The sequence below is a fragment of the Mesorhizobium sp. BR1-1-2 genome, assembly GCF_020165435.1.
Classification (GTDB): Bacteria; Pseudomonadota; Alphaproteobacteria; order Rhizobiales; family Rhizobiaceae; genus Mesorhizobium.
The window spans coordinates 226,005-242,903 of sequence record NZ_JAIUID010000006.1 but is presented as its reverse complement, the minus strand read 5'-3'; the positions used below and the strand labels follow the sequence as shown (position 1 = coordinate 242,903).

Genomic DNA, 16,899 nt, shown 5'->3' with positions numbered 1-16,899 from the left:
CGCTTCCCAGACAGCTCAGATCAGCCGTGCCGACGCCCAGAGCACTCCATAGCCGTGGATGACGAACACCGCCAGCAGCGCGCCGGCGATGACGAAACGGTCGGCTGTGCGGATCGGCTTCAGTTCGTGGCGCGGCTTCACTCCGCTGCCCGCTGTCAGAAGGCTGAGGATTGCAAAGACCGCGCCGGCCGCGAGCAGAAAGCCAATGGAAAAGCCGGCCTGCCAGCCAAGCGTCAGGAAAGCCGAGAGCAGGAAGAAGGAGGCCAGCGCCAGCGCGACCGGCCCTGGGCAGATTTGGCGCAGCACCTGGCCGCCATCGAATTTCCACACCGGCACCAGATTGGCGATGTTGAACAGGGCGGCACAGCCCGCCAGTGTCGCCAGCAATGTCGCGGTAAGCCAGTACCCTTCCGCGCTTGCAAACGTACTGCCCATCATCGCCAACGGCACCAGGAAAGCAGAGAACCCGGCGCCCATCAGCGCCACGAACGCGACTTCGAAACGGCTGTCATAGGGCCGGCCGCCAATGGCGACGCCGCCGAGGAGCGGGATGAAGATCATGCGCGCCCTGCGATGGCCCATCAGGCGGAATGCCGCCATGTGGCCGAGCTCGTGCAGGGCGACAACGGAAGTCAGGATCGCGGCCAGCGCCAGCCCGCCGCGGTGAAGCCCGAAGAACGGCCACAGGATGAATGCCGACAGAGCGGCGAAGCCGAGCTGGCTCAGCGGATGTTCGAACCAGCCGCCCTTGCGATACCGCCCTGTCCTTGCCCAGCCATCCAGCTTGGCGAGTTCGCGGCGCATGGCGAAATAGCGGAACACCAGGAATGCCACGCCGCGGTAACGGTCGGTCTGGGTGAGCGTCACCCGGGTGGCCTCGCCAATCGAGACCAACTGCGCGGTTTCCCGATAATGCGCCCAGAAAGACGGATCGAGCGCCGTGTCCTCGATGACGCGCATCGAAAAGCACCTGCCGTGCACGACATTCTCGAGCAGGGCCTTGCGTTCGATCGGCAGGCCGTCCCGGCCCTCCCAGGACATTCTGGTGCGGACCAGTCCCTCGCCCAGCATCTCTGCCGAGAGGATTTCGCCGGACCAGCCGGCATTGCTCCCGAGCGGCCACAGCGCCTGCCACAGGCGCTGCCGGTCTGCCGCGACCGTGCGGCTGAGCCTGATGGTGCGCAAACCAAGCGGCACGCTCATCAGGAGAAAAATCAGCCCGAGATTGCTGGCCACGAGGAAGGCGGTGACGATGGGCGACACGCGGCGCTCCTGCTTTCAGGAGCGATACCCTAGCGCCATGGCGGCAAGAAAGGCTTAACGGCAAAGCGGACTTTCGCCCGCCGTAACAGCGACGGCAGACACCGTCACCTCACATGGCTCCGATCCAGATCGCCATGGAAATGAGGAAGGTGCTCATGCAAACCAGCGAGACGACATCCTGAACCAGATCGGTCATAACTCTCTCCCGTTGTTGATATGTTCGCAATTTGTTCTAATTTTGTTTCAAAGTCAACGAGCAGAATCCGCCCGCAGCCGGAATTTTTGAGCGATCAAACCGGCACGGTTAAGAAAAGGTTGACGGCGCGGGACCATCAACAGGTCAGGAAGATGTCGGCGACGCTATCGTCCCTTGGCGTATGGGATGAGCGCCTGCTTGCACTCAATCTTAGTCGAGACAATAGTGGGTAAGCTGTCCGGCTACCGAGTGATGGACGTGGGGCAACACGAAGGCGCCAATCAAGCTGATCGCTGGCGAAAGCGCATGAGACAAGGCCGCCGGTGGCGCCTCTCGCGCAACTTTGTAACCTGGCTGCTCATCCTGGTGATGATCGCGATCTCATCCACCCTGATCGCACTGAAGGCTCATTGGCGGTTCTGATCCTGAGGGACTCCCGGAGAGATCAGTATCCCTGACGGTAAACCAAACTCGCGGAAATCTCGCTGTACGTTGTTAAGGTTAGAGCGGCACCACTTTGCCCTCTGCCAGGGTGACGCGCCGGTCCATGCGCTCTGCCAGCTGGTGATTATGGGTGGCGATCAGCGCCGCGAGGCCTGATTGTCGCACCAATGCCTCCAGCGCCTCGAACACATAGGAAGCGGTCACCGGGTCGAGATTGCCGGTGGGCTCGTCCGCCAGCAGCACCAGCGGCGCATTGGCGACCGCGCGTGCGATTGCCACGCGCTGCTGCTCGCCGCCCGACAGTTCGGACGGCCGGTGCGATGCGCGCTTGCCGATCTGCATGTAGTCGAGCAGCTGCGCCGCGCGCTCGGCTGCCTCCTTGCGCGGCAACCCTTTGATGAGCTGCGGCATCATGATGTTTTCCAGCGCCGAAAACTCCGGCAGCAGGTGGTGGAACTGGTAGACGAAGCCGACATCGTTGCGGCGGATCGAGGTGCGCTCGTCGTCCGATAGCCGGCCGCAGGCCCGGCCGGAGAGAATCACGTCGCCGGCATCGGGCCGTTCCAGGAGCCCTGCCGTATGCAGCAGCGTCGATTTGCCGGTGCCGGACGGCGCCACCAGCGCCACCATCTCGCCGCGCTTCAGCGAGAAATCCGCGCCGTTCAGGATGGTGAGCTTGCGCGGCCCCTGAACATAGTGCCGCTCGACGCTCTTCAACTCGATAATGGCCTGCGCCATCACTCGTACCTCAGCGCTTCGACCGGATCGAGGCGGGCCGCCCGCCATGCCGGAAACAACGTCGCCAGGAAGGACAGGCCGAGCGCCATGATGACGACATAGGTCGTCTCGCGCGGATCCATCTTCGCCGGCAACTGGCTGAGGAAATAGAGCTCCGGATTGAACAGCACCTTGCCGGTCATCCAGGAGAAGAACTCGCGGATCGATTCGATGTTGAGGCAGATGACCACGCCGAGCAGCACGCCGGCGATGGTGCCGGTGACGCCGATCGCCGCGCCCGTCATGAGGAAGATGCGCAGGATGGCACCGCGCGAGGCGCCCATGGTGCGCAGGATGGCGATGTCGTGCCCCTTGTCCTTCACCAGCATGACCAGCCCGGAGATGATGTTGAGCGCCGCCACCAGAACGATCAGGGTCAGGATCATGAACATGACGTTGCGCTCCACCTGCAGGGCGGAAAAGAAGGTCTCGTTGCGCTGCCGCCAGTCGACGAGGTCGATGGGTCGCTGCGCCGCCTCTTCCACCTTCGGTTTCAGCGCGTCGACGTCATCGGGATTGTCGACATAGATCTCGATCGTCTGGGCTCGCCCATCCATGTTGAAATAGAGCTGCGCTTCCGAGAACGGCATATAGACGATGGAACTGTCATATTCCGACATGCCGACCTCGAAGATCGCCGCGATCTTGTAGCCCTTCATGCGCGGCGTCGTGCCGAGCGGCGTCACGTCGCCGTCCGGCGAGATCAGGGTGATCGTGTCGCCGAGCGCCAGGCCGAGATTCTCCGCCATGCGCTTGCCGATGGCGACACCCTCGCCCGTGTCGAAATCGGCGATCGAGCCTTGCTTGATATTGCTGGCGACAATGGCGATCTTGCCAAGGTCCTCGCCCCTGATGCCGCGTACCAGCGCGCCCGAGCCGCCGCCGATATTGCCTTGCGCCAGCACCTGGCCGTCGATCAGCGGAATGGCGTATTTCACGCCGGCCACGCCGTTGATGCGGCCGGCGACCTGCGCATAGTCCTCAAGCGGCGAATCCAGCGGCTGCACGATCAGATGGCCGTTGACGCCGAGAATGCGGGTGAGCAGCTCGGCCCTGAACCCGTTCATGACGGCCATCACCACGATCAGCGTCGCCACCCCCAGCATGATGCCGAGGAAGGAGATCGAGGCGATGACCGAGATTACCGTCTCCTTGCGTCGCGAGCGCAGATAACGCCACGCCACCGTGCGTTCGAAGATGGAAAACGGTCCGGCGCCTGCCGGTCTCGCTGCCGCCGCCTCGCTCATGCGGCGGCACCGAAGCGTTTTTTCGCATCGGCGATCGGCAGCGTCACGCGCTCGCCGGTCTTGCGGTTCTTGATCTCGACCTCGCCGGCGGCCACGCCGCGCGGTCCGACGATCACCTGCCAGGGCAGGCCGATCAGGTCGGCGGTGGCGAACTTGCCGCCCGGCCGCTGGTCGGTATCGTCATAGAGCACATCCTTGCCGGCGGCGGTGAAAGCTGCGTTGAGCTCATCGCAGACGCGGTCGCAGTCGGCGTCGCCCACCTTCATGTTGATCAGGCCGATATCGAACGGCGCCACCGCTTCCGGCCAGATGATGCCGTTCTCGTCATGGCTGGCCTCGATGATCGCCGCGACCAGCCGCGACGGGCCGATGCCGTAGGAACCGCCGGAGGCGAAATGATCCTTGCCGTCGGGCCCGGTCACCTTGGCACCCATCGGCTTGGAGTATTTCTCGCCGAAATGGAAGATATGGCCGACCTCGATGCCGCGCGCCGAAACCTTGTCGCTGTCGGGAACCTCAGCCCAGGCTCCTTCGTCATGCATTTCGTCGGTGGCCGCGTAAGGCGTCGTCCAGGTCTTGACGATGCCGGATATCTCGGCGTCGTTGGAGAAATCGGTGTCGGCTCCGGGCACGCCGAGCGAAAGATAGTCGCGATGGCAAAACACCTGGCTTTCGCCGGTGTCGGCCAGGATGATGAATTCATGGCTGAGATCGCCGCCGATCGGGCCGGTGTCGGCCCGCATCGGGATCGCCTGTAGGCCCATGCGGGTGAAGGTCCGGAGATAGGACACGAACATCCTGTTGTAAGCGGCTCTCGCGCCTTCGAAGTCGAGGTCGAAGGAGTAGGCATCCTTCATCAGGAATTCCCGGCTGCGCATGACGCCGAAGCGCGGCCGCACCTCGTCGCGGAACTTCCACTGGATATGGTAGAGGTTGAGCGGCAGATCCTTGTAGGACTTAACATAGGCGCGGAAGATCTCGGTGACCATTTCCTCGTTGGTCGGCCCGTAGAGCATGTCGCGGTCCTGGCGGTCCTTGATGCGCAGCATCTCCTTGCCATAGTCGTTATAGCGGCCGCTTTCGCGCCACAGATCGGCCGACTGGATGGTCGGCATCAGGATTTCCAGCGCGCCGGCGCGGTTCTGCTCCTCGCGGATGATCTGGCAGACCTTGTCCAGGACCCGCTTGCCCAGCGGCAGCCAGGAAAAACTGCCCTGCCCCTGCTGGCGGATCATGCCGGCGCGCAGCATCAGCCGATGCGAGACGATCTCCGCCTCGCGCGGATTCTCTTTGAGGATGGGCAGGAAATAGCGCGACAGACGCATGGACTGGTCCGTGAATGAGGAGGCCGCGCCAGAATCGGTGCGACGCAGGCTTGCTTGCCCCGGCTTCATAGCCATTTCATGGCGCAATGGGAACCCGGGCGCATTGACCCGGAAATCGGAAATTCAGCTTACGAACGGCGTGGCGCGCGGAAGGAAAAGGTTTTGAGCACCCCTCGCGCGCGCCGCGAATGCTGGACGATCGAAGGAGCCACGGTTGCATAAAACACCCTGCTGATGGTTTCCCAAGCAAAGGCTGCCACACTATTGTGCAGTGCAGCACGAGAATGCCCGTTTCAAGGCAAAATTCTTCGTGACATTTTCATTTCCGTTGGGCTAATGTGCCCCGATAACCGAGAGAGCAGAGAAAAATCTGTTCTCCTACGCGGTCAAAGTCTTGGGAGGATGCGATCTAGGCGCGGTTACTCGCTGCCGCCGGAAACCGGAAACAGATCGGACGCGTTTAAATTGCAAGGCCTTGTGCCTTGCATTTTTTTTGTGCAATCATCTGCTTAGCGCAATGCGTTGCCAAACCACCTTACCCCCGCGTCATGACTTTTGAAGCCTGAACGGATGCGCCGACGCCGAATGGCGGCGCGGCCTCGCCCGAAGCGCAAAAGCCCGATTTGAATGCTGCTATTTTGCCGTGGCCTGGCCGAATTCCGGCACGATGTGCGGGATGTCGTTGAGGCTGTATCCCAGCCCGTGCGTCAGGCCGTAGAAAATGCCCATGAGCACCGCCGTGGCGACGGTGGTGCGGATCACCGCACGCAGCATATGTGGCCCACGCGGCGCGCTCGGCACCGTGCCCAGCGTCACGTCACGATCGTCATCCTGCGTCCTGACGCTGAACGGCAGAACGGCAAACAGCACCACCCACCAGGTCGCGAAGAACAGTGCGGTGAACGAAACCCAGCTCATGATTGCTCCAGTTCGATCAGCGTGCCGAAGAAATCCTTCGGATGCAGGAACAGCACAGGCTTGCCATGCGCGCCTGTCTTCGGCTTGCCGTCGCCCAGCACCCGGGCGCCAGCGGCCTGGAGCCGGTCGCGCGCGGCAAGGATGTCGTCGACCTCGTAGCAAAGATGGTGCATGCCGCCCGACGGGTTCTTCTCGAGGAAAGCCGCGATCGGCGAACCCTCGCCGAGCGGCTCCAGCAACTCGATCTTGGTGTTGCCGACATTGACGAACACCACGGTGACGCCATGCCCGGGCAGCGCCTGCGGTTCGCTGACCTCGGCTCCGAGCGTGTCGCGATAGGAAGCGACAGCCGCAGCCAGATCCGGCACCGCGAGCGCGACATGATTCAGGCGTCCAAGCATAGAGCGCTCCGCTTTAGGGGAGTAAGGCAGTAGGGAAACAAGACAGAAGAAAAGCAACGGCTCATTCTCCCTACTCCCCTACTGCCTTATTCCCCTATTCGTCACCGCGTGACGAATACAGTCACCAGCGGTTTCTTGCCCCAGGCTTCGTTGGCGGCGCCGCGTACGGCACGGCGTACCGCCTCCTGCACCAGGTCGAGGTCTTTTCGGCGCTGACGGGGGATGGAGTCCACCGCGCCGATTGCCGCATCGATCATCAGGTCCTCCAGCGTCTCGCCCCTGGCATCGGCCTCTGCAACGCCGATTGCGACCAGATCGGGATCGCCAGCGAGCTCATACTTCTCGTCCAGCACCACATTGACCGCGACATGGCCGGCAAAGGACAGTTTACGACGGTCGCGAATGCCCATCGCCTGGTCGGTGCCGATCAACCTGCCGTCCTTGTAGATGCGGCCGAACGGCACCTGGTCGATGATCGTGGCAGGGCCGGGAGCGAGCCGCAGCATGTCGCCGTCGCGCACCTGCGCCACCTGGCCGATGCCCGACGTCGACATCAGCGAGCCCTGCGCCACCAGATGCGCGGCCTCGCCATGCACGGGGACGCCGATCTGCGGCCGTACCCATTCATACATCTTGCGCAATTCACTGCGCCGCGGGTGGCCGGAGACATGCACCAGCGCATCGCCGTCCTCGATGATCTTGATGCCGAGATCGACCAGGCGGTTCTTGATTTCGAGGATCGCCTTCTCGTTGCCGGGAATTGTGCGCGAGGAAAACACCACCGTGTCGCCGGCGGTCAGCGACACCGACTTCATCTCGTCGCGAGAAAGCTTGGCAAGGGCCGCCAGCGGCTCGCCCTGGCTGCCGGTGCAGATGACAACCAGGTTTTCGCGCGGAATGAAGCCGAAATCCTCCTCGGCGATGAACTCCGGCAGACCGTCCATGTAACCGAGTTCGCCGGCGACATCGATGACGCGCTTCAGCGAGCGGCCGAGCACCAGGCACTGGCGGCCGGCATCGCGCGCCGCCTTGGCGATGGAAACGATACGGCCGACATTGGAGGAGAAGGTGGTGACGGCGACGCGGCCCTTGGCGGCCTGGATAACCCCTTTCAGCCCCTCGCCGACCGCGACTTCCGATGGCGATTCGCCTTCGCGCATCGCATTGGTCGAATCGCAGACCAGCGCCAGCACGCCCTTGTCGCCATAGGCGCGGAACCGCGCTTCGTCGGTCTTGGGTCCGATCGTCGGCGCCGGGTCGATCTTCCAGTCGCCGGTGTGAATGACGGTGCCTGCCGGCGAAGTGATGGCCAGCGACATCGGTTCGGGAATCGAATGCGCGACCGGGATCGCCTCGATTTCAAACGGACCGACGGTGAATTTTTCGCCCGCGCGGTAGATGGTCAGCGGGATCTTCGGCGCGCCCTGCTCGCCCTGGCGCTTGGCTTCCAGCAGCCCGGCGCTGAACGGCGTCATCCACACCGGCGCCTTGAGCCTCGGCCAGATATCGAGCAGCGCGCCATAGTGGTCCTCATGCGCATGGGTGATCACGATGCCGCGCAGGTTGGCGATGTTCTCCTCGATGAAGCGCGTGTCGGGCAGGATCAGGTCGACGCCCGGATGCGCCGCGTCGGGAAAGGTGACGCCGACATCGATGACGATCCACTCGCGCGCGCTCGGCGGGCCATAGCCGTAGAGAGCGAAGTTCATACCGATCTCGCCGACGCCGCCCAGCGGCACGAAGACGAGTTCGGCGTTTTCCGCTTTCGCCATGATTTTTTCCTTCCTGGCCCTCAGGCCAAGCCATTGAAGCAATTCCGCGAAAAGTCTGTAACGGTTTCCGTCTGGAATTGCGCAAAAACAAAACTATGCCCGGGCGGATGCGACCGCGCCGAAATGCACATCGCCGGCGGCGATCGTCAAAACCCGGCCCTCATCGTCGCGGATCACGAAACGGCAGTCCTCGTCAATGGTCTCGAACACCCCGCGCACCACATTACCGTCAATTCTGACAGCAACCTCGCCGCCAAGCCCTGCCGCGCGTGCCAGCCAGCGTCGCCTGACGGCGGCAAGTCCGCGCCCGTCGTCCCACAGGCGGGCATTCTCGCTCCAGGCATCCGACAGCGCCAGGAACAGCGTTTCGGCATCGCATGCCGCACCCAATGCGTGAAGCGACGTCGCGGGATACGGCAAATCCTCAGGGTATGCCACAACATTGACGCCGATGCCGACCGCCACCGCGAAACGGCCGCCGTCCAGCATGGCCGATTCCAGCAAGATACCGGCGAGCTTGGCGCCGGAGGCGAGCACGTCGTTCGGCCATTTCAGCTCGAAACGGTTCTTGCCTTCACTGCCGCCGTCGAGGCCGATGGCGATCCGGCCCTTCGGCACCACGGCGTCGAGCGCATCGGCCAGCGCCAGGCCGGCGACGAAACCGAGCGTCGCGGCGAGTCGAAGCTCGCCCCCGGTGAGGACGAGCAGCGTCGCCGCCAGATTGCCCTCGGGTGTCGCCCAGACGCGGCCGCGCCGCCCGCGCCCGCTTTCCTGTTTCTTGGAAACGACCCACAATCTACCGGGGTCGCCCGCCCGGGCATGATCCAGCGCCAGCGCATTGGTGGAGCCGACACTGTCATGCGCCTCCAGCCGGAACCCTTCCGACGCCGAGGTTGGAGCCAGCCGAAATGCCATCCCGTCAGAAAAATGTCTTGGCGGCGGCTTCGGCATAGGTGCCGATCGGCCCGCCGACCAGCACATAGAACAGCACGAAAGCGCCGGAGACACCGAGTACGAGGCGCAATTCACTGGCCATCGGCACGAAGCCGCCGACCGGTTCGTCGAACCACATGATCTTGATGATGCGCAGGTAATAATAGGCGCCCACTACCGAGGCCAGCACGCCGATGATCGCCAGCGCGTAGAGGTTGGCATTGATGGCGGCGAGAAAGACGTACCACTTTCCCCAGAAGCCGGCGAGCGGCGGGATGCCGGCCAGCGAGAACATCAGGATGGTCAGGATCGTCGCCATGATCGGGTTGGTCGAGGACAGGCCTGCCAGGTCGCTGATCTGCTCGACATTGCCTTCCTTGCGCCGCATGGCGAGGATGAAGGCGAAGGTACCGAGCGTCATCACCAGATAGATCAGCATGTAGATTGCGACGCCGCGCACGCCGGCCTGGCTGTTGGCGGCAAGGCCAACCAGCGCGTAGCCCATATGGCCGATCGAGGAATAGGCCATCAGGCGCTTGATGTTGGTCTGGCCGATCGCCGCGAAAGAGCCGAGCGCCATCGAAGCGATCGAGATGAAGACGATGATCTGCTGCCAGTCGGAAGCGATCGGCTTGAACGCGCCCATGGTGACGCGCACGATCAGCGCCATAGCCGCCATCTTGGGTGCCGCCGCCAGGAAGGCCGTCACCGGTGTCGGCGCGCCCTCATAGACGTCGGGCGTCCACATGTGGAACGGCACCGCCGAGATCTTGAAGGCGAGGCCGGCCAGCACGAAGACCAGGCCGAAGACGAGGCCAAGCTGGCGCTCACCGCCGCCCAGCGCCGTCGCGATCTCCTGGAAGCCGGTGTTGCCGGTATAGCCATACACCAGGCTGATACCGTAGAGCAGCATGCCCGACGACAGCGCGCCGAGGACGAAGTACTTCAGGCCCGCCTCGGTCGAGCGCAGATTCTCGCGGTTGATCGCGCACAAGACATAGATCGCCAGCGACTGCAGCTCGAGGCCGAGATAGAGCCCGATCATGCCGTTGGCCGAGATCATCAGCATCATGCCGAGCGTGCACAAAAGGATCAGCACCGGATATTCGAACTTGTCGAACCGCTCCGCCTTGGCAAAGCGCATCGACATGATCAACGTCACCGCCGAGCCCACCAGCGCCAGCAGCTTCATGAAGCGGGCGAAGGAATCCTGGATGAAGGCATTGCCGTAGGCACTGCCCTGCCCGGTGGAGAAGATCAGCCAGGCGCCCGATATCACCAGCACGGCGACGGCAAGGCCGGTCACGGTGTTGGCGGTGTTGGCGCGCGAGTAGGCCCCGACCATCAGCAGCGCGAGCGCGCCGATGGCAAGGATCAGCTCGGGCGTCGAGAGCGACAGGCTGGAGAGAAGGTCCGGCGTCATGGTTCGCAAAACCCCTGGGTCAGTTCGCCGCCGCGGTCTGCGCGGCGCCGATGGATGCGGTGACATTGGTGACGAGCGACTTGACCGACTGGGCCGTCGCGTCGAAGACGGGAGCGGGATAGACGCCGAAGAAGATGACCAGCACGACCAGCGGATAGATGATCGCCTTCTCGCGTGTCGACAGATCGAGCAGGCCCTTGAGGCTGTCTTTGGTCAGCGCGCCGAAGATCACCCGGCGGTAGAGCCAAAGCGCGTAGGCCGCCGACAGGATGACGCCTGTGGCGGCGAAGAACGCCACCCAGGTATTGACCCGGAACACGCCGAGCATAGTCAGGAACTCGCCGACGAAGCCTGACGTGCCCGGCAGGCCGACATTGGCCATGGTGAAGATCAGGAACACGGTGGCGTATTTCGGCATGTTGTTGACCAGGCCGCCATAGGCGGCGATCTCACGCGTGTGCATGCGGTCGTAGATGACGCCGACGCACAGGAACAGCGCGCCCGAGACCAGGCCGTGGCTGAGCATCTGGAAGATCGCGCCCTGCACGCCTTCCTGGTTCATGGCGAAGATGCCCATGGTCACGAAGCCCATATGGGCGACCGACGAATAGGCGATCAGCTTCTTCATGTCCTCCTGCATCAGCGCCACCAGCGAGGTGTAGATGATGGCGACGACCGAAAGCGCGAAGACCAGCGGCGCGAACATCTCGGATGCCAGCGGGAACATCGGCAGAGAGAACCGCAGGAAGCCGTATCCGCCCATCTTCAGCAGAATGGCGGCCAGGATCACCGAACCGGCCGTCGGCGCCTCGACATGCGCATCCGGCAGCCAGGTGTGCACCGGCCACATCGGCATCTTCACGGCGAAGGAGGCGAAGAAGGCGAGCCACAGCCATGTCTGCATGTTGGCGGGGAAATTGTGCGTCAACAGTGTCGGGATATCGGTCGTGCCGGACTGGTAGAACATCGCCATGATGGCGAGCAGCATCAGCACCGAGCCGGCGAGCGTGTAGAGGAAGAACTTGAAGGAGGCATAGACGCGCCGCTTGCCGCCCCATACGCCGATGATGATGAACATCGGGATCAAGCCGGCTTCGAAGAAGACGTAGAACAGCACGATGTCGAGCGCGCAGAACACGCCGATCATCAGCGTCTCGAGCAGCAGGAAGGCGATCATATAGGCCTTGACGCGCTTCTCGATCGCTTCCCACGACGCCAGGATGCAGAGCGGCATCAGGAATGTCGTCAGGATGACGAACAGCATCGAAATGCCGTCGACGCCCATATGGTAGGAGATGCCGGAATCGAGCCAGGCGACCTTCTCGACGAACTGGAAGCCGGCTTGCGAGTTGTCGAAGCCGGTCCAGATGAACAGCGAGACGATGAAGGTGAACGTCGTCGTCAGCAGCGCGATGGCGCGGATGTTGCGGCGTGCGTTTTCGCTGTCGTCGTTGATGAACAGGATGAGCAGCACACCAACCAGCGGCAGGAAGGCGACCAGTGACAGAATTGGCCAGGCGGTCATCAGAGCATCATCCAGGTGACGAATGCGGCAACGCCGATCAGCATGGCGAAGGCATAGTGATAGAGATAGCCGGTCTGCAGCTTGACGACGCGATTGGTGACATCGACGACGCGTGCCGAAATGCCGTCAGGCCCGAGACCGTCGATGACGGTGCCGTCGCCGGTCTTCCACAGGAAGGAACCGAGGCGTTTGGCCGGCCGCACGAACAGGAAGTCATAGAGCTCGTCGAAATACCATTTGTTGAGCAGGAAGGCATAGAGCCCGCGATGCTGGGCGGCCAGGTTGACCGGCACCTCCGGCGACCGGATGTAGAACTTCCACGCCAACGCCAGGCCGATCAGCATGGCGATGAACGGCGACAGCTCGACCCATAGCGGCAGTTCGTGGATGTCGTGCAGGATGTGATTGTCCGGCAGCGTGAACAGCGACGCCTTCCAGAATTCGGCATAGCCCTCGCCGATGAAGGCACCGTGGAAGATGATGCCGGCAAACAGCGCGCCCGCAGCCAGGACGAACAGCGGCACCAGCATCACCGGCGGCGATTCATGGACATGGTGCATCACCTCATGGCTCGCGCGCGGCCTGCCGTGGAAGGTCATGAAGATCAGCCGCCAGGAATAGAAGGAGGTGAAGCCGGCGGCGATCACCAAAAGCACGAAGGCGAGGCCCGCCACGGAATTATGCCCGGCAAAGGCCGTCTCGATGATGGCGTCCTTGGAGAAGAACCCGGCGGTACCGATGACGGTGACCGGAATGCCGACGCCGGTCAGCGCCAGCGTGCCGATTACCATCATCCAATAAGTGGTCGGGATCAGCGTCCTCAGTCCGCCCATCTTGCGCATGTCCTGCTCGTCGGAAACCGCGTGGATGACCGACCCCGAGCCGAGGAACAGCAGCGCCTTGAAGAAGGCATGCGTGAACAGGTGGAAGATCGCCGCGCCATAGGCGCCGACGCCGAGCGCCACGAACATGTAGCCAAGTTGCGAGCAGGTCGAATAGGCGATGACGCGCTTGATGTCGTTCTGGACGAGGCCGACGGTCGCCGCGAAGAAGGCGGTGAAGGCGCCGATGAAGGTCACCACCGTCAGCGCCGAATGCGACAGCTCGAACAGCGGCGACAGCCGCGCCAGCATGAACACGCCGGCCGTCACCATGGTGGCGGCATGGATGAGCGCCGAGACCGGCGTCGGGCCTTCCATGGCATCCGGCAGCCAGGTGTGCAGCGGCACCTGCGCCGACTTGCCCATGGCGCCCATGAACAGCAGCAGGCAGACGATCGTCATCGCCGCCTGCTTGTCCAGCGCATGGCCGAGGAAGGTCAGCACCGCCGCGCCCTGCGGGGCGCCTTCAGCCGGGATGAACGTCGCCGCATTGGCGAAGATGGTGCCGAGATTGACCGAGCCGAACAGCACGAACACGCCGAAGATGCCGAGCGCGAAGCCGAAATCGCCGACGCGGTTGACGACGAAGGCCTTGATGGCCGCGGCGTTGGCCGAGGGCTTCTTGTACCAGAAACCGATCAGCAGGTAGGACGCCAGGCCCACCCCTTCCCAACCGAAGAACATCTGCACGAGGTTGTCGGCCGTCACCAGCATCAGCATGGCGAAGGTGAACAGCGACAGATAGGCGAAGAAACGCGGCCGGTTCGGATCGTGGTGCATGTAGCCGATCGAGTAGATATGGACCAGCGCCGACACGGTGTTGACCACCACCAACATGACCACCGTCAGCGTATCGATCCTGAGCGCCCAGGACGCCTCCAGTCCGCCGGACTGGATCCAGCGCAGCACCGGCACGGTGAACACCTCGCCATGCCCGAAACCGACGGTGAAGAAAGCGACCCATGACAGCGCGGCCGCGATCACCAGGAAGCCGGAGGTGATGTATTCGGACGCCTTGGCGCCGAGCGACGTGCCGAACAGGCCGACGATCAGGAAGCCGAGCAGCGGAAGGAAGACGATGGCCTGGTACATGGTGGTTCCGTCAACCCTTCATCATGTTCACGTCTTCGACCGCGATCGAGCCGCGGTTGCGGAAGAAGACGACGAGAATGGCAAGTCCGATGGCGGCCTCCGCCGCCGCGACCGTCAGCACGAACAGCGCGAACACCTGGCCGACCAGGTCGCCGAGAGCCGCCGAAAAGGCGACGAAATTGATGTTGACCGCAAGCAGGATCAACTCGACCGACATCAGGATGACGATGACGTTCTTGCGGTTCAGGAAGATGCCGAACACGCCGAGCGTGAACAGGATCGCCGATACGGTCAGATAATGTGCGATGCCGACGACCATCTCAGACTCCTTCGCCCGACTTGACCTTGCGGATTTCCATGCCCGTCGCCGCAGTGCGGGCGACCTGGGCCGCGATCGACTGCCGCTTGACCCCTTCCTTGTGACGTAGCGTCAAAACGATGGCGCCGATCATGGCCACCAGCAGCACGAGGCCCGAGATCTGGAAGTAGTAGAGGTAGTCCGTATAGAGGATGTCGCCCAGCGCTGCCGTATTCGAGCGCGCCGCGAGATCGGGAATCGGCTTCGATACCGTCGAGGCGAGCTGCGGCGCGAATGTATAGCCGCCGAGCACCACGATCAGTTCCGCCGCCAGGATCAGTCCGACCAGCGCGCCGATCGGCGCATATTGCAGGGCGCCTTCCTTCATCTCGGCGAAATCGACGTCGAGCATCATGACGACGAACAGGAACAGCACCATGACAGCGCCGACATAGACGACGAGCAGGATCATCGCCAGGAACTCGGCGCCTGTCAGCATGAACAGGCCGGCGGCGTTGAAGAAGGTCAGGATCAGGAACAGCACCGAATGCACGGGGTTGCGCGACGAAATGACCATGAACGCCGACGCCACGGCGACAAAGGCGAAGAGGTAGAAAAAGGCCGCCTCTAGTCCACTCAGCATTGGGGTTCCCCCGGGTTCCTGTCCAAACAGGACGTTCGTCCTGTTTGTTGTCTGTGGCTTCGTTCCGCCTCCGGTGCGAAGCCGCGTTGTCCTAGCCCATGTTCCAACCGGGTTGAAAGACCCGGCGCAAAGAAACATGGGCAACTCTGAAGTCCTGAGGGATGACTTTGCCTGAAATGCTTCGGGCCATCCCCGGACAAGGGCCCTCGCCCCTGTCCATGCGATATCAGCGGTACGGTGCGTCCAGCGAGATGTTGCGCGCCAGTTCGCGCTCCCACCGGTCGCCATTCGCCAGCAGCCTGTCCTTGTCGTAGTAGAGTTCCTCGCGCGTCTCGGTCGCGAATTCGAAATTCGGCCCCTCGACGATGGCGTCGACCGGGCAGGCTTCCTGGCAAAAGCCGCAATAGATGCATTTCACCATGTCGATGTCGTAGCGCACCGTGCGGCGCGTGCCGTCATTGCGGCGCGGGCCGGCCTCGATGGTGATGGCCTGCGCCGGGCAGATCGCCTCGCACAATTTGCAGGCGATGCAGCGTTCCTCGCCATTGGGATAACGGCGCAGTGCATGCTCGCCGCGGAAGCGCGGGCTCACCGGCCCTTTCTCGTGCGGATAGTTGATCGTCTCCTTCGGCGCGAAGAACTGGCGCATCGACAAGAAGAAAGCACTGACGAAATCCTTCAGCAGCAGCGATTTGGCGGCTTGGGACAGAGCGGACATCACGCAAACCCCGTGATCTTGAGAAAGGCGGCGGTCAGCACCACCATGAACAGCGAGATCGGCAGGAACACCTTCCAGCCAAGCCGCATCAGTTGGTCGTAGCGGTAACGCGGCACGAACGCCTTCACCATGGAGAACATGAAGAACATCAGGCAGATCTTGAGCACGAACCAGATCACCCCCGGCACCCAGGTGAAGGGCGCGAAGTCGAACGGCGGCAGCCAGCCTCCGAGGAACAGGATGGTGGCCAGCGCGCACATCAGCACGACGGCGACATATTCGCCGAGGAAGAACAGCAGGAACGGCGTCGACGAATATTCGACCATGTGGCCGGCGACGAGTTCCGATTCGGCTTCGACGAGGTCGAAAGGCGGGCGATTCGTCTCGGCCAGGGCCGAGATGAAGAAGATGACGAACATCGGCAACAGCGACAACCAGTGCCAGTCGAGGAAGGTGTTGGGCAGGCCGAGCTTGGTGCCGAGCCCATCCTGCTGCGACAGCACGATGTCGGACAGGTTGAGCGAGCCGACGCAAAGCAGCACGGTGACGATGACGAAGCCGATCGAGACCTCGTAGGATACCATCTGCGCGGCCGAACGCAGCGCCCCGAGGAACGGATATTTCGAATTGGACGCCCAGCCGCCCATGATCACGCCATAGACCTCGAGCGAGGAGATGGCGAAGACATAGAGGATACCGACATTGACGTTGGCGACGGCCCAGCCCTGGCTGACCGGAATGACCGCCCAGGCCGAGATCGCCAGAACCGCCGATACCAGGGGCGCCAAAAGGAACACGCCCTTGTTGGCGCCGGACGGGATCACCGGCTCCTTGAAGACGAACTTCAACAGATCGGCAAAGGCCTGCAGCGTGCCCCAGGGGCCGACGACGTTCGGGCCGCGGCGAAGTTGCACCGCCGCCCAGATCTTGCGGTCGGCATAGAGCAGATAGGCGACGGCGATCAGAAGCACGACGATCAGCACGACCGACTTCAACACGATGATCAGCGCCGGCAGCACGTAAAAGGAGAAGAAGGTGTCCAT

Annotated in this window: 16 protein-coding genes; 1 reads left to right on the top strand and 15 read right to left on the bottom strand. The window is 62.8% G+C overall.

The features are described 5' to 3' along the window. Window positions 1–15: 15 nt before the first annotated feature. Window positions 16–1,263 (bottom strand): site-2 protease family protein, encoded by a 1,248-nt coding sequence (locus LB551_RS16480; RefSeq protein WP_224659869.1) that lies wholly within the window; start codon window positions 1,261–1,263, stop codon window positions 16–18. Window positions 1,264–1,684: 421 nt separating this feature from the next. On the opposite strand from LB551_RS16480, the gene LB551_RS16475 reads away from it, so the two are divergent. Continuing rightward, entirely contained in the window at window positions 1,685–1,882 is a 198-nt protein-coding gene (locus LB551_RS16475) for a hypothetical protein (protein ID WP_224627757.1), read from the top strand. Window positions 1,883–1,960: 78 nt separating this feature from the next. Here the strand turns inward: LB551_RS16475 and LB551_RS16470 are convergent, their stop codons facing one another. The 14 genes from LB551_RS16470 to nuoH all read right to left on the bottom strand — a co-directional run bounded on the left by LB551_RS16470 (window position 1,961) and on the right by nuoH (window position 16,899). Beyond that, window positions 1,961–2,641 (bottom strand): ABC transporter ATP-binding protein, encoded by a 681-nt coding sequence (locus LB551_RS16470; RefSeq protein ID WP_140553648.1) that lies wholly within the window; start codon window positions 2,639–2,641, stop codon window positions 1,961–1,963. Next, window positions 2,641–3,927, bottom strand: a complete 1,287-nt coding sequence (locus LB551_RS16465) for a lipoprotein-releasing ABC transporter permease subunit (protein ID WP_224659868.1) — start codon at window positions 3,925–3,927, stop codon at window positions 2,641–2,643. Before LB551_RS16465 ends, LB551_RS16470 begins: the two co-directional genes overlap by 1 nt. After that, window positions 3,924–5,252: a proline--tRNA ligase gene (proS, locus tag LB551_RS16460; protein WP_224659867.1), complete on the bottom strand. Its 1,329-nt coding sequence runs from the start codon at window positions 5,250–5,252 to the stop codon at window positions 3,924–3,926. The genes LB551_RS16465 and proS overlap by 4 nt, the downstream gene beginning before the upstream one ends. Window positions 5,253–5,885: 633 nt before the next feature. Further along, window positions 5,886–6,170, bottom strand: coding sequence for a DUF1467 family protein (locus tag LB551_RS16455; protein WP_140495592.1), 285 nt, complete (start codon window positions 6,168–6,170; stop codon window positions 5,886–5,888). Further along, a complete protein-coding gene (mce, locus tag LB551_RS16450) occupies window positions 6,167–6,571 on the bottom strand; it encodes a methylmalonyl-CoA epimerase (protein WP_224627754.1) in 405 nt (134 codons plus the stop codon). The genes LB551_RS16455 and mce overlap by 4 nt, the downstream gene beginning before the upstream one ends. Before the next feature lie 101 nt (window positions 6,572–6,672). Beyond that, entirely contained in the window at window positions 6,673–8,343 is a 1,671-nt protein-coding gene (locus LB551_RS16445; RefSeq protein WP_140495590.1) for a ribonuclease J, read from the bottom strand. A 93-nt stretch (window positions 8,344–8,436) separates the two neighbouring features. Beyond that, entirely contained in the window at window positions 8,437–9,258 is an 822-nt protein-coding gene (locus tag LB551_RS16440; RefSeq protein WP_224659866.1) for a biotin--[acetyl-CoA-carboxylase] ligase, read from the bottom strand. Between the two features lie 4 nt (window positions 9,259–9,262). Then, window positions 9,263–10,699 (bottom strand): NADH-quinone oxidoreductase subunit NuoN, encoded by a 1,437-nt coding sequence (gene nuoN / locus LB551_RS16435; protein WP_224659865.1) that lies wholly within the window; start codon window positions 10,697–10,699, stop codon window positions 9,263–9,265. Window positions 10,700–10,718: 19 nt separating this feature from the next. After that, window positions 10,719–12,224 (bottom strand): NADH-quinone oxidoreductase subunit M, encoded by a 1,506-nt coding sequence (locus LB551_RS16430; RefSeq protein ID WP_224659864.1) that lies wholly within the window; start codon window positions 12,222–12,224, stop codon window positions 10,719–10,721. Next, window positions 12,224–14,197, bottom strand: coding sequence for an NADH-quinone oxidoreductase subunit L (gene nuoL, locus LB551_RS16425; RefSeq protein ID WP_224659863.1), 1,974 nt, complete (start codon window positions 14,195–14,197; stop codon window positions 12,224–12,226). Before nuoL ends, LB551_RS16430 begins: the two co-directional genes overlap by 1 nt. 10 nt (window positions 14,198–14,207) lie before the next feature. Then, window positions 14,208–14,516 (bottom strand): NADH-quinone oxidoreductase subunit NuoK, encoded by a 309-nt coding sequence (gene nuoK, locus LB551_RS16420; RefSeq protein ID WP_019858930.1) that lies wholly within the window; start codon window positions 14,514–14,516, stop codon window positions 14,208–14,210. Between the two features lies 1 nt (window position 14,517). After that, window positions 14,518–15,138 carry an NADH-quinone oxidoreductase subunit J gene (locus tag LB551_RS16415; RefSeq protein ID WP_140495585.1) on the bottom strand — a complete coding sequence of 207 codons (621 nt, stop codon included), beginning with the start codon at window positions 15,136–15,138 and terminating at the stop codon, window positions 14,518–14,520. Between the two features lie 226 nt (window positions 15,139–15,364). Beyond that, window positions 15,365–15,856 carry an NADH-quinone oxidoreductase subunit NuoI gene (nuoI, locus tag LB551_RS16410; protein WP_140495584.1) on the bottom strand — a complete coding sequence of 164 codons (492 nt, stop codon included), beginning with the start codon at window positions 15,854–15,856 and terminating at the stop codon, window positions 15,365–15,367. Beyond that, window positions 15,856–16,899 carry an NADH-quinone oxidoreductase subunit NuoH gene (nuoH, locus tag LB551_RS16405; protein ID WP_140553632.1) on the bottom strand — a complete coding sequence of 348 codons (1,044 nt, stop codon included), beginning with the start codon at window positions 16,897–16,899 and terminating at the stop codon, window positions 15,856–15,858. The genes nuoI and nuoH overlap by 1 nt, the downstream gene beginning before the upstream one ends.